Annotated in this window: 12 protein-coding genes; 2 read left to right on the plus strand and 10 right to left on the minus strand. The window is 72.2% G+C overall.

The features are described from left to right. The first annotated feature begins 92 nt into the window (after positions 1 to 92). On the plus strand, positions 93 to 1,307 hold the full coding sequence (locus tag ABD329_RS28355; RefSeq protein WP_344317115.1) for a TerD family protein: 1,215 nt from the start codon (positions 93 to 95) through the stop codon (positions 1,305 to 1,307). Between the two features lie 28 nt (positions 1,308 to 1,335). Here ABD329_RS28355 and ABD329_RS28360 read toward each other — a convergent pair whose 3' ends face one another. From ABD329_RS28360 to ABD329_RS28370, 3 genes are all read right to left on the minus strand, one after another. After that, the gene (locus tag ABD329_RS28360; protein ID WP_198281277.1) at positions 1,336 to 2,394 is read right to left on the minus strand and encodes an LLM class flavin-dependent oxidoreductase; all 1,059 of its coding nucleotides are present in this window, start codon (positions 2,392 to 2,394) and stop codon (positions 1,336 to 1,338) included. A gap of 52 nt (positions 2,395 to 2,446) precedes the next feature. After that, complete coding sequence (locus tag ABD329_RS28365) at positions 2,447 to 3,904, minus strand: alkaline phosphatase PhoX (RefSeq protein ID WP_198281278.1); 1,458 nt, start codon at positions 3,902 to 3,904, stop codon at positions 2,447 to 2,449. Between the two features lie 303 nt (positions 3,905 to 4,207). Next, positions 4,208 to 5,719, minus strand: a complete 1,512-nt coding sequence (locus tag ABD329_RS28370; protein ID WP_198281279.1) for a hypothetical protein — start codon at positions 5,717 to 5,719, stop codon at positions 4,208 to 4,210. A gap of 412 nt (positions 5,720 to 6,131) precedes the next feature. Here ABD329_RS28370 and ABD329_RS28375 point away from each other — a divergent pair, with 412 nt between their 5' ends. Beyond that, positions 6,132 to 7,955 (plus strand): endonuclease/exonuclease/phosphatase family protein, encoded by a 1,824-nt coding sequence (locus ABD329_RS28375; protein WP_198281984.1) that lies wholly within the window; start codon positions 6,132 to 6,134, stop codon positions 7,953 to 7,955. A gap of 69 nt (positions 7,956 to 8,024) precedes the next feature. On the opposite strand, the gene dapD is transcribed toward ABD329_RS28375, so the two are convergent. The 7 genes from dapD to sufU all read right to left on the minus strand — a co-directional run bounded on the left by dapD (position 8,025) and on the right by sufU (position 12,659). Continuing rightward, on the minus strand, positions 8,025 to 9,014 hold the full coding sequence (gene dapD / locus ABD329_RS28380; protein WP_198281983.1) for a 2,3,4,5-tetrahydropyridine-2,6-dicarboxylate N-succinyltransferase: 990 nt from the start codon (positions 9,012 to 9,014) through the stop codon (positions 8,025 to 8,027). A 192-nt stretch (positions 9,015 to 9,206) separates the two neighbouring features. Then, positions 9,207 to 10,166: a hypothetical protein gene (locus ABD329_RS28385; protein WP_198276404.1), complete on the minus strand. Its 960-nt coding sequence runs from the start codon at positions 10,164 to 10,166 to the stop codon at positions 9,207 to 9,209. Continuing rightward, entirely contained in the window at positions 10,159 to 10,785 is a 627-nt protein-coding gene (locus ABD329_RS28390; protein WP_198276405.1) for an RNA polymerase sigma factor, read from the minus strand. The genes ABD329_RS28385 and ABD329_RS28390 overlap by 8 nt, the downstream gene beginning before the upstream one ends. Positions 10,786 to 10,876: 91 nt before the next feature. Further along, the gene (locus ABD329_RS28395; RefSeq protein ID WP_198276406.1) at positions 10,877 to 11,419 is read right to left on the minus strand and encodes a TetR/AcrR family transcriptional regulator; all 543 of its coding nucleotides are present in this window, start codon (positions 11,417 to 11,419) and stop codon (positions 10,877 to 10,879) included. Beyond that, entirely contained in the window at positions 11,419 to 11,739 is a 321-nt protein-coding gene (locus tag ABD329_RS28400) for a DMT family transporter (protein ID WP_198276407.1), read from the minus strand. The genes ABD329_RS28395 and ABD329_RS28400 overlap by 1 nt, the downstream gene beginning before the upstream one ends. Before the next feature lie 120 nt (positions 11,740 to 11,859). Continuing rightward, the gene (locus tag ABD329_RS28405) at positions 11,860 to 12,198 is read right to left on the minus strand and encodes a metal-sulfur cluster assembly factor (RefSeq protein WP_037949638.1); all 339 of its coding nucleotides are present in this window, start codon (positions 12,196 to 12,198) and stop codon (positions 11,860 to 11,862) included. Beyond that, positions 12,195 to 12,659, minus strand: a complete 465-nt coding sequence (gene sufU / locus ABD329_RS28410; protein WP_037949640.1) for a Fe-S cluster assembly sulfur transfer protein SufU — start codon at positions 12,657 to 12,659, stop codon at positions 12,195 to 12,197. Before sufU ends, ABD329_RS28405 begins: the two co-directional genes overlap by 4 nt. Positions 12,660 to 12,670: the final 11 nt, after the last annotated feature.

Raw genomic sequence — 12,670 nt, forward strand, 5'->3', positions numbered from 1 at the left:
GCGGGGCGGGGCGGGACAGGTCATGGGAGAAGCCACTCCGCAGGTCAAGGAACCGTAAAGCGGGGACGTTCGTTACCCCGGGCATGACCGCTATGACACCCGGCTCGAACCTCCCCCTCCCCGTCGCGCGCGTGGCGGTTGACGTCACCGCTCCGGTGCGGCTCGACGTATCGGGCCTGCTGCTCACCGCCAACGGCAAAGTGCGTTCCGACGACGACTTCGTCTTCTACAACCAGCCCACCGGACCGGGTGTGACCCACCGCGCCGGAACGGCGGGCGCGGGCGACACCATCACGGTGGACACCGCCGCCGTCCCCGCCGACATCGAGAAGATCGTGGTGACCGCGAGCCTGGACGCGCCCGGGGCGACGTTCGCGGGCACCGAGCCGACCGCCACCGTGCGCGGCGCGGACGACGGTGCGGCGATCGCCACCTTCACCCCGCCGCGGCTGGGCAACGAGACCGCGCTGGTGGTCGTGGAGGTGTACCGGCGCAATGGGGCGTGGAAGGTGCGCGCGGTCGGGCAGGGGTACGCCAACGGTCTGGCGGGCATCGCCACCGACTTCGGCGTGACGGTCGAGGAGCCCGCCGCCCCGGCCGCCCCCACCACCCCCACCGCTCAGACGCCGCCCCCGCCGAGCGGCCCGCCCGCCGGTTTCCAGCCCCCGCCGCCCATGCCGTCCGCTCCCCCGGCCGCGGCGCCCGCCGCCGCGGCGGCCCCGGCCACCGGGAAGATCAACCTGGACAAGGGCCGGGTCAGCCTCCAGAAGAACCAGACGGTGTCCCTGGTCAAGGGCGGCCGCCCGGTGCTCAGCTCGGTGCGGATGGGCCTGGGCTGGGAGCCCGCCTTCCGCGGCAAGGACATCGACCTGGACGCGTCCGTGATCGCCTTCGGTGTCGACCGTAAGAAGATCGACGCCTGCTTCTTCGGCAAGCTGGCCATCCTCAACGGCGCCATCCAGCACTCCGGCGACAACCTCACCGGAGAGGGCGGGGGCGACGACGAGTCCATCACCGTCCACCTCGGCGGCCTTCCGCCCGAGGTCACCGGCCTGGTCTTCACGGTCAACTCCTTCTCCGGCCAGAAGTTCACCGATGTGGCCAAGGCGTACTGCCGCCTCCTCGACGCCCAGACCGGCGAGGAGCTGGTCCGCTTCGACCTCACCCACGCCGAGCCGCGCACGGGCGTGATGATGGCGAAGATGATCAAGCAGTTCTCGGGTGAGTGGGAGATGACCGCGATGGGCGAGTACGTGGACTCGCGCACCGTCCGAGGCATGGCCAAGCCCGCCGGCAAGGCCCTGTGAGCCGACCCGCCGCCACACGCCGGGGCCGTCAGCGCGGCGCGGGCGCTCCCGCGACGCCGCGGACGCCCGGGGCGGCATCGCCCGACAGCCCCGCCACGCGGGCCAGGCGGCGGTAGGAGTCCAGCAGGGCCTCGCGGTCGTAGGTGCTCGTCGTGACCAGCACCTCGTCGGCGTCGCTGCGCTCGATCAGCTCGTCGAGCGCGGCGGCGACCTCGTCCTCCGTGCCGTACAGCTGGCCGCGCAGACCGCGTTCGTAGAAGCCGCGCTCCTTCTCCGTCATCTCCCGGGTCTCGATCTCCGAGGCCGGGGCCAGGGGCGGGAAGACGCCATGGGTGCGGGAGTGGGCCATCGCCCATGCCTCGGGGAGCAGCAGCCGACGGGCCTCCTCCGTAGTGTCGGCGACCGCGACATTGCCCGAGACGACGACGTACGGGGCGGAGGACCACGCCGAGGGGCGGAAGCCCGCGCGGTAGCGGTCGATCGCGCGCAGCATCTCGTCCCGGCCGCGCGGATCGCCGATGACCAGGGACAGTCCGGCCCGCGCCGCCAGGTCCGCACCGGCGCCGGTGGCCAGCACGAAGACGGGCGGCCGCAGCCCCTCCGCCGGGTGGGCGTGGACCTGGGGGTGGGCGCTCTGCTCACCGGTGAACCAGCCGAGCAGCTCGTCCAGTTGGGCGCCGAAGTCCCGCGCGGCGTCCTTCTCGGCGCCCAGGGCGCGGCGGATGCCGTCGGTGAAGCCGACGGAGCGGCCCAGGCCCATGTCGATCCGGCCCGGGAAGAGGGATTCGAGCACCCCGAACTGCTCGGCCACGACCAGCGGGCGGTGGTTCGGCAGCATCACACCGCCCGTGCCCACGCGGATGCGGACCGTCGCCGCCGCGACGGCGGACGCGAGCACCGTGGGCGCCGAACCGGCCACGCCGGGCACGCTGTGGTGCTCGGAGACCCAGAAGCGGTGGTAGCCGAGCGCCTCGGCCCGCTGCGCGAACCGTACGGTGTCGCGCAGCGCCTGCGACCGCTCCCGCCCCTGGCGGGTGCGGGAGCGGTCCAGGATGGAGAAGGGGGTGGTGCGCAGGCGTGAGGTCACGCTCACGTCAACGCATGCCCCGGCCGGGACGATTCCCCCCGGGCCATGGGCCTCAGCGCTGGCGGCGCCAGGGACCGGTGATCGCGAGCATGATGCCCGGCACCTGGATGTTGGCGTACAGCGTCGAGCCGTCGGGCGAGAAGACCACACCGGTGAACTCGCTGAACTCCGGCTCCTCCGCACTGCCGATGTTCAGGTCGTTGCGCGCGATCGGGTACGTCCGGCCGTCCTCGGTGGCGCCGAAGAGGTGCTGGATGCCCTCGCCGTCCTCCGCGATCACCAGACCGCCGTACGGCGAGACCGTGATGTTGTCCGGGCCGTCGAAGGAGCCGTCCTTCGACGGGTCGGGGTTGACGCCCAGCAGCACCTTGAGGGTGAGGGTGCGGCGCTTGGGGTCGTAGAACCAGACCTGGCCGTCGTGCTGGACCGGGCTCTCGTCACGGGCGTACGAGGAGACGATGTACGCGCCGCCGTCCGCCCACCACATGCCCTCCAGCTTGCGGGCGCGGGTGATCTCGCCGTCCTTGAACTGCTTGCGCACCGACACCGACTTCGCGTCGCGGTCCGGCACCGGCTCCCAGTCCACGCCGTAGACCGTGCCGGTCTTGGTGGCGCGGGACAGGTCGTCCACGAAGTTGCCGCCCGAGTCGTAGCACTTGGGCGCCTGGAGCACGCCCGCGTCGTCCTTGAGCGTGTCGAGCCTGCCGCGGCCGTGCTCGAAGCCGTGCGGCGGGACCCAGCGGTAGAGGAGGCCGTTCGGTCCGGAGGCGTCCTCGGTGAGGTAGAGGTGGCCGCGTTTGGGGTCCACGACGACGGCCTCGTGGGCGTACCGGCCCAGGGCCTTGATCGGCTTCGGGTTCCGGTTGGCCTTGCGGTCGTGCGGGTCGACCTCGAAGACGTAGCCGTGGTCCTTGGTCATGCCTTTCTGGCCGGCCTTGTCCTCGGTCTCCTCGCAGGTCAGCCAGGTACCCCAGGGGGTGCGGCCACCGGCGCAGTTGGTCGAGGTGCCCGCGATGCCGACCCACTCGGTGACGTGGTCGCCGTGCTTGGCGACCTCGACGACGGTGCAGCCGCCGGAGGCCGCCGGGTCGTAGACCAGGCCCTCGGTCAGCGGGACCGGGTGCGGCCAGTTGGCGCGGGGGCCACCCAGCTCGTGATTGTTGACCAGCAGCGTCGCACCGCGCGAGCCCTCGAAGGTGGCGGTGCCGTCGTGGTTGGACGGAGTGGACTCTCCGGACTCCAGCTTCGTCTCACCGGTACGTGTAATGATCTTGTAGCGGAAGCCCTCGGGGAGGGCCAGGATGCCCTTCGGGTCCGCGATGAGCGGACCGTAGCCGAGCGGGGAGCCGCCGTGCCCGTGGTGGCCCTCGATGCCCGCGACGCCCTCCTCGGTCGCCTCGGCGGCGAGCGCGCCGGGTGCGGTGGCGAGCACCCCCGCACTTCCGACCAGGGCGAACCCGGCCCCGGTGTACGCGGAACGCCGCGCGAAGTCTCTTCGGCTGAGCGACATGTCATCTCCCGAACGCAGGATGGTGTCCTCCGGACTGCGGCCATACGTTCCCGTCCCCGACCGAACATCAGTTGAACGGCACGCGACATCAACGGACGAATGGCCGCCGGTCCCCTATACGGCGCGCAAAGCGTTACGGCTCTACGCAACGCTCGGCTCCCCGGCCGCCGGACGCAACGCGCCCCTCACGGCGCGCCCCCGAGACGGCGCGGGCCCCGGGGTCCAGGGGCGATGCCCCTGGTATCGGGAAGAGGGGAGGAGGGGAGCAGCCCGCCGCAGGCGTCACCCCCGGCCGGGGTGCGGTTATGCCCTTGAGCGGGCCTTGAAGGCGGCCTTGCGGGCCTCCTTGGCGGCCTTCTTGTCAGGGTGCAGGCGCCCCATCGCCTCCAGCACGTCCGCCGTCGCCGGGTGGTCCACCCGCCAGGCCGAGTCGAAGAAACTCCCCGACTGGTCCACCAGGCCCCGCACCAGATCGCGCAGTTCCGCCGAGTCGCCCTCGGAGGCGAGCTGGGCCGCGAGGGTGTCCACGGTGAGCCAGAAGACCATCTCCTCCGACGGCTCCGGCACGCCCACCACCCCGTGCTCGGCCAGCCAGACCCGGGCCAGCCCGCCCAGGTGGCGGTCGTCGAGCACCTCGCGCAGGGCGGGCTCGGCCTCGGCCCCGACCAGCGAGAGGGTCTGCTGGCAGGTGAGGCGGCGCAGCGGCGCGTCCTCGTCGTCGCCCCGGGCGGCGGCCAGCAGCTCGCGGGCGGCCTCCTCGGGCGTACGGCGGGCCAGCCACTGCTCGGCCTCGGCCCGCGCGGCGGGCTCGGGGTGGCCGGGGAGGGCGTCCAGCAGGATCTCGGCGCCCTGGTCGGCCAGGTCGCCGACGGCCGGGGCGGCGATGCCCGCCTCGAGCATCCGGGCCCGTACCGCGTAGACGCCGAGTGGGGTGAGCCGGACCATGCCGTAGCGGGAGACGTCCTCGTCCTCGAGCTCCTGGACCGTCTCGGGCTCCTGGATCAGGCCCTCGCCGTCGACCTCCTGGATCAGCGCCTCGTCCACCGGCTGGTACTCGACGAGGCCGGTCGGGGCGAGCAGCCGGAACTGGTCGTCCAGCCGCACCATCGCCTCGGAGACCTCTTCGAGGACGTCGTCGGTGGGCTCGTCCATGTCCTCGGGGACGATCATGGAGGCGGCGAGCGCGGGCAGCGGTACGGGGGCCGTGGCGGCCTCCTCGTCCAGGGCGGTCAGCAGATAGAGGTTGCCCAGCACCCCGTCGAGGAACTCGGCCTCCTCCTCCGGGTTCCAGTCGAGCGCGTCGAGGTCGAGCTCACCGCTCTCACCGATCTGGGCGGCGATGTCGCTCAGATCGGGGGCGGCGGCGTCGGCCAGCACCGTCTCGAAACCGTCGAGCCAGATGTCCAGGATGTCGCGCGGGCCGCCCTCGGTGATCAGCCGCAGCTCCTCGCCGCTGGTCGCGACGGCGGAGAACTCGTCCTCACCCGTCGCCTCACCGTCCGCGTCCGCACCGGCGTCCTCGCCGTCGGCCCCCGCCGGCTCCTCGATCTCGACCAGCCCGGTGTCCACCGCCAGCTGCCACGCCTGCGCCGCGTACAGCGGCCCGTCCTCGTCCCCCGCGAGCTCCAGCAGCTCGGTCGCCTCCCGCAGCTCGCCCTCCGGCAGCGCCCCGCCCGACGCCACCGGCTTCCCGTGCTCGGCCCAGCGGGCGAGCCGGACCGCGCGGGCGAGCAGCGGTGCGGCGAGTGCGTCCCGCGCGAGTTCCGCGTCGGTGCGAAGCCGCACGGGCGGCATGGTGGGGCGCTCTTCTGGCATGGGCGGACGTCACTCCTCGAGGGCACGGAAGTCGCGGGCGCGGAGGTCGCGGGCGCGAATGCGGGGCTATGCGGCTGTGGGGCTGTGGGGCTGTGGGGCTGTGGGGCCATGGGTCCACGGGACCGTGAAGCCATGGGGGTACGGCGATGCGGGGTGTACCGGCGCGGGTGCGCGGATACGGCCCGGACCCCAGCGTAGACCGAACGGGACGGCACTTTCGTCCCGATGTGGTCCGCGCCCCGTCCCGCGCCCCCTCCCGCACCACATCCCGCTGCCCCCGTTCATGTTTCCGTCCCGCTTCCGCCATGCCCGGGCCACCCGTCCTCCCTTGACAACTTCCGTGGCGAGGAAAGAGATTGACGCGCGTAGAGGCGTATTCCTCGCCGTTCACTCCTTTCCGGAGGCCACCACCATGTCCCTTCGCGCCCCGCGCGGACCCGTCGCCCTCACCGCCGTCGCCGCCGCCCTCGCGGCCGGGCTGCTCGCGGTGGACTCGCCGGCCTCCGCCGCCGAGATCCGCATCCATGACATCCAGGGCAGCACCCGGATATCCCCGCTCGCCGGACAGCAGGTGAGCGACGTGCCCGGTACGGTCACGGCGATACGCGCCTTCGGCTCCTCGCGCGGCTTCTGGATCCAGGACACCCGGCCCGACAAGGACGCGGCCACCAGCGAGGCGATCTTCGTCTTCACCGGGTCGACCACGCCCTCGGTCGCCGTGGGCGACTCGGTGCTGGTCTCCGGAACGGTGTCCGAGTACTACCCGGGCGGCAAGGACGCCGGCGGGCAGTCGCTCACCGAGCTCTCCAAGGCGACCTGGACGGTCCGGTCCTCCGGCAACGCGCTGCCCGCCGCCTACCGGCTCAACCCCTCCACGATCCCCGACCGCTACACCCCGGACGCCGGCGGCGACTCCATCGAGGGGCTGACGCTGCGGCCGCGCTCGTACGCCCTGGACCGCTACGAGTCGCTGGAGGGCATGCGGGTCTCGGTCGAGAACGCCCCCGTGGTCGGCGCGACCAACACCTACAAGGAGCTGTGGGTCACCGCCGAGCCCCACCACCAGCGCACCGCGCGCGGCGGCGCCCTCTACGGCTCGTACCGCGACCCGAACGCGGGCCGGGTGAAGGTGGTCTCGCTGCTGCCCTACGCCCAGCACCCCTTCCCCGTGGCGGACGTCGGCGACGCGCTGACCGGCACCACGGCCGGGCCGATGGACTACGACAACTTCGGCGGCTACACGATCGCGGCCACCGCGATGGGCGAGCTGGCCGACCACGGTCCGCAGCGGGAGACCACCCGCAAGCAGAAGGCGGACGAACTCTCCATCGCCACCTACAACGTGGAGAACCTCTCCCCCAAGACCGCCCAGTCGAAGTTCGACCGGCTGGCCACCGGTCTTGTGGAGCACCTCGCCTCGCCGGACATCGTCGCCCTGGAGGAGGTCCAGGACGACAACGGCGCGACGAACGACTCGGTGGTCGGCGCCGAGGCCACGCTGAAGAAGCTCACCGACGCGATCAAGGCGGCGGGCGGCCCCGCGTACGAGTGGCGGCAGATCAACCCGGTGGACGACCAGGACGGCGGCGAGCCGGGCGGCAACATCCGCGTGGCGTTCCTCTACAACCCCGAGCGGGTCTCCTTCACCGACATCCCGGGCGGCGACTCCACCACCCCGGTGAAGGTCGAGAAGAAGGGCGGCAGGGCCACGCTGTCGGCCTCCCCCGGCCGTATCGACCCGGCGAACGGCGTCTGGAAGGACAGCCGCAAGCCGCTGGTCGGGCAGTTCTCCTTCCGGGGCCGCCCGGTGTTCGTGGTCGCGAACCACTTCAACTCCAAGGGCGGCGACCAAGGCCTGGACAGCCGCTTCCAGCCCCCGGCCCGCTCCTCGGAGACCCAGCGCACCGGGCAGGCCACGGCGGTCAACACCTTCGTCAAGGCGCTGCTGAACGCCGACCCGAAGGCGTCGGTGGTCGTCGCGGGCGACCTCAACGACTACCAGTTCTCGCCCGCGCTGGCCGACCTCACCAAGGGCGGTGTGCTGACGGACCTGGTGACCCGGCTGCCGAAGGACGAGCGCTACGGCTATGTCTACAACGGCAATTCACAGGTGCTGGACCACATCCTGACCAGCCGCGCGCTGCGCCGTGCCGACTACGACATCGTGCACATCAACGCCGAGTTCTCGGACCAGTCCAGCGACCACGACCCGCAGGTGGTACGAGTGCGCCCCTGAGCGGAACACTCCCGGTGCGGGGGCCGCTGCCCCCGCACCGGGCGACGCATCCCAATGGGCGCGCCAACCTCAGTTGTGGCTGTGGAGCGCCTCGTTCAGCCCGCCCCAGGAGCCGGTCCGGGGCAGCGCCTCGACCGTGCCGGTGATGGAGTTGCGGCGGAAGAGCAGGTTGTTGACGCCGGAGAGCTCCAGGGCCTTGGCGATCTTGCCGTCCGGGAGCGTGACGCGGGTGCCCGCCGTCACATACAGCCCCGCCTCGACGATGCAGTCGTCGCCGAGCGAGATGCCCAGGCCCGCCTCGGCACCGAGCAGGCAGCGCTCGCCGATGGTGATCGTCTGCTTGCCGCCGCCGGAGAGGGTGCCCATGATCGAGGCGCCACCGCCGACGTCGGAGCCGTCGCCGACCACGACGCCCGCGCTGATCCGGCCCTCGACCATGGAGGTGCCGAGCGTCCCGGCGTTGAAGTTGACGAAGCCCTCGTGCATGACCGTGGTCCCGGGGGCGAGGTGGGCGCCGAGCCGGACCCGGTCGGCGTCGCCGATGCGGACGCCGGCGGGGACGACGTAGTCGGTCATTCGGGGGAACTTGTCGACACTGGTCACCGACAGCTGCGACCCCTCGGCGCGGGCGGCGAGCCGGGCCCGCTCCACCTGGTCGGCGGCGACCGGGCCGAGCGAGGTCCAGGCGACGTTGGCCAGCAGGCCGAACTGGCCGTCCAGGCTCAGGCCGTGCGGCTTGACCAGGCGGTGGCTGAGCAGATGGAGCCGCAGGTAGACGTCGTGCGCGTCCTGCGGCTTCTCGTCGAGCGAGGCGATGACCGTGCGGACGGCGACGACCTCGACGCCGCGCCGGGGGTCCGGTCCGACCGCCTTGAGGGCGGTCTCGCCCAGCAGCCGCGCGGTGCGCTCCGCGTCGAGCCGCTCGGTTCCGGCCGGACCGGGCTCTGCGGTCAGCTCGGGGGCCGGGAACCAGGTGTCCAGGACGGTGCCGTCCTCGGTGAGGGTGGCGAGACCGGCGGCGACGGCGCCGGTGGGGGCGGTGGTGGATGCATCGGTCATGGTCAGAACGCTAACCGGAGCCGGGCCCGGGAGGCGAACCGGTCTCAGCGACCGACATCGCCTCACCGGACGGCCGCCCCGGCCCACCCGGTCCCCCGGTCCGCCTGGTCCCCCGGTCCACCGATCCGCCCGGCCCCCGGTCCGCCTGGTCCCCCGGTCCACCGTCCGCCCCAGCCCACCCCGGTCCGGGCCTCAGGGCCGCTGCCCCTCCTTGTCCACCAGCGCCCGGTCCACCAGCGCATGCGTGCTGAGCACATCGCCGGCCTTCCAGCCATCCTTGTCATCGTCGTCCGGCTCGGCGTCGTAGCCCGCGATGCCCCGCTCCCCGAGCGGATCGAAGGTCCGGGGCTCGTACAGCAGTTGGAACTCCGAGAAGCCCTTCTTCCGCACGGTGCCGAGGCCGATCGCCACCGCCTTACGTCCGAGGTTGTCCGTCACCTCGGCGGCCGTGATCCCAGGAACGGTCGCCATCGCCCTGAGGACCCTGGCCCGCCCCTCGGGATCGGTCGGGAACGCCTGGCTCAGAACGCCGAGCAGCCGGAAGTCGTACTGGGCCAGGGTCTCGGAGTCCGGACGGCCCTCCTCCAGCGTGCGGACCTTCTTCTTCACCCGCGCCGGGTCGTCCGGCAGCGAGCGCAGCAGGCGGTACTCCTTCCGGGCCGAGTACGAGGGGTCGTCGTACGCCTTCCAGGACTCGGACTCCTGCGGCTTCGGCCCTCCGTCGATCCGGCCCGCCTCCACGAGCCTGGTGTAGATCCACTGGCCGTCCCGGGGCGCGGGGACGGGCGTCTGCTCCACGATGTCCGCCGCCCACCGCAGCAGCTTCGCCGCGTCACCGACGCTCTTTCCGTCCGCGACACTTCCCAGCTCGGCGGTCGCGGTGTAGCCGGGCCGCGCGCCGGGGTCCGACACCCGGGCGCCCCCGGTCCCTCCCCCCACGACGTCGGTGACCAGCAGGGCGGCCACCGTCAGCGTCGCGGCGGCACCGACGGCGGCGAGCCGCCAGTCGGCGCGGAAGCGACGCCGGCGGACCGTGCCGGTGGCGGCCTCATGGAGCCTGACGCGCCCGGGAGCAAGCCGGGCCCGGTCGGGGCGGGGGGCGTCGGCGCGCAGCGTGCGCACCGGGCCCAGGTCCTGCTGGAGATCATCCATAGCTGGCCACCTCCGTGGCATCGCTGACGACGGTGGGATCGTTACCGAGGGCGGACCGCACCTTGCGGCGCGCGCGGTTGAGCCTGGAGCGGACGGTTCCGACAGGGATGCCGAGGGCCTCCGCGACCTCCTGGTAGCTGAGGTCGGCCCAGGCGACGAGGAGCAGGACGTGCCGGTCGCGGGCGGACAGCCCGGCGAGGGCGGTGGCGAGCGGCCGGCGGGTGGCCTCGGCCGCCATCCGGCTGTCGGCGCGTTCGACCCAGGACTCGGCGACCGGGTCGGTGCCGGTGCGGGCCAGCGCGCGCAGCGCTCTCACCTCGGCGCGGCGGTGCTTGCCGATGAGGTTGGCGGCGATGCCGTACAGCCAGGGCCTGGCGGTGGCACGCCCCTGGTCGTAGCGGGCCCGGCCGCGGAAGGCGATCAGAAAGGTCTCGGCCGTGATGTCGTCGGCGGCGCCGTCGCCGAGGCGGCGGGCGGCGTAGCGGTGGATGTCCGGGGCGTACCGGTCGTAGAGCAGCGCGAAGATCTCGGGCTGCCCAAGCGACTGCGCCACGACCGCCGCGTCGTCGTCCGGTGTGGTGTCCGGGGCACGGTGCGACGGTGGATCGGGGTCGGTCACAGGGTCTCCGTATCCGTTGCGTCAAGGTGCGGGGATCGATGTGTCACCCCCTGTTCCCCGCTGGCGGGATACGGGTTCACGGGCCGCCGCGTCAGCCGGTCACCAGCCGCTCGAGCGCCGCCCGCACCTGGGCCCGGTCGTACGGGAGGTCCGCCAGCAGCACCTGGAGCGTCAGCCCGTCGATCAGGGCCACCACCGCCCGCGCCGTGGCCACGTCGGGCACCAGTCGCCCCAGCATCCGGGCCATCTCGTCCAGGCACTCGGCGGCGAGCGGCCGCAGCCCCTCATGGCGCAGGGCGGCGAAGTACAGCTCGTACTCCAACTCCATCCGCGCCCGGTCGCCCGTGAGCTGCTCCTCCAGCCACCGGGCCAGCTCGTCCGCGGGCGGCGCGGCCGGATCGACGCCCTCCACCCAGCGCCGCACCTCCGCCAGCCACTCCGCGTTGATCTGGCGGAGCGCCGCGATCAGCAGATCGTCGAGGGTCGCGAAGTGGTAGGTCGTCGAGCCCAGCGGCACATCGGCCGCGGCGGCCACGGCCCGGTGGCCGAGCCCCCCGATGCCGCGCTCGCGGACCACGGCGACCGCGGCATCGATGATCCGCTGCCGCCGCTCGGGGTCGTACCGGCGGCCCATCAGTGGGCGCCGTTCAGATTGAGCACCACCACCCCGGCGATGACCAGCAGCACGCCCAGCACCTTCGCGGCGGTCATCGCCTCCCCCAGGAAGAGCATGCCGATCGCGGCGATGACGGCGGTCCCGGCCCCGGACCATATGGCGTAGGCGGTGCTGACGGAGATGGACTTGAGCGTGTGCGCGAGCAGCACGAAGGACAGCAGATAGCCCGCGGCCGTGGCCAGCGAGGGCCAGAGTCTGCTGAAGCCCTCGCTGTACTTCATCGAGGTGGTCGCCAGGATCTCGGCCAGGATGGCCCCGGAGAGCGTCACATATGCCATGCGTACAAGCGTACACAACGATGCGTACGAGCGTACACAACCACCCCGCGCCGGGGTTACGGACATGCGAGCGGCCCCCGTGCCGAAGCACGGGGGCCGCTCGGAAAAGCGCGGGAGGCGTCAGACGTTGAAGCCGAGCGCGCGCAGCTGCTCACGCCCATCGTCGGTGATCTTGTCCGGGCCCCACGGCGGCATCCAGACCCAGTTGATCCGCAGCTCGTTGACGATGCCGTCGGTCGCGGACTTGGCCTGGTCCTCGATGACATCGGTCAGCGGACAGGCCGCCGAGGTGAGCGTCATGTCGATGGTGGCGATATTGCCGTCGTCGACATGGATGCCGTAGACCAGACCGAGGTTGACCACGTCGATGCCCAGCTCGGGGTCCACGACGTCGTACAGGGCCTCGCGGACCTCTTCCTCGCTGGCGGGCTTGGTGGTGGTGGCGGCGTTCTCAGTCATGCGGTCTTCCCTCCGGCGGTCTCGCCCAGTGCCTGCGCCGTGGCGTCCTTCCACGCCATCCAGCTCAGCAGGGCGCATTTCACCCGGGCCGGGTACTTGGAGACACCGGCGAACGCGATCGCGTCCTCCAGCACCTCCTCCATGGCGTCGTCCGGCTCGGCCTTGCCCTTGGACTGCATCAGCTCCAGGAAGGTCTCCTGGATCCTGCGGGCCTCGGCCAGCTCCTTGCCCACCAGCAGCTCGTTGAGCACCGAGGCGCTGGCCTGGCTGATGGAACAGCCCTGCCCCTCGTAGCTCACGTCCTCGATGGTGTCACCGTCAAGCCGCACCCGGAGCGTGATCTCGTCACCGCAAGTGGGATTGACGTGGTGTACCTCTGCGTCGCCGTTCCTCAGCCCCCGGCCATGGGGGTTCTTGTAGTGGTCCAGGATCACGTCCTGGTACATCGAATCCAGCTTCACGCGGCACGCCC

Source organism: Streptomyces javensis (assembly GCF_039525925.1).
In the GTDB taxonomy this organism is placed as follows: Bacteria; Actinomycetota; Actinomycetes; order Streptomycetales; family Streptomycetaceae; genus Streptomyces; species Streptomyces asiaticus.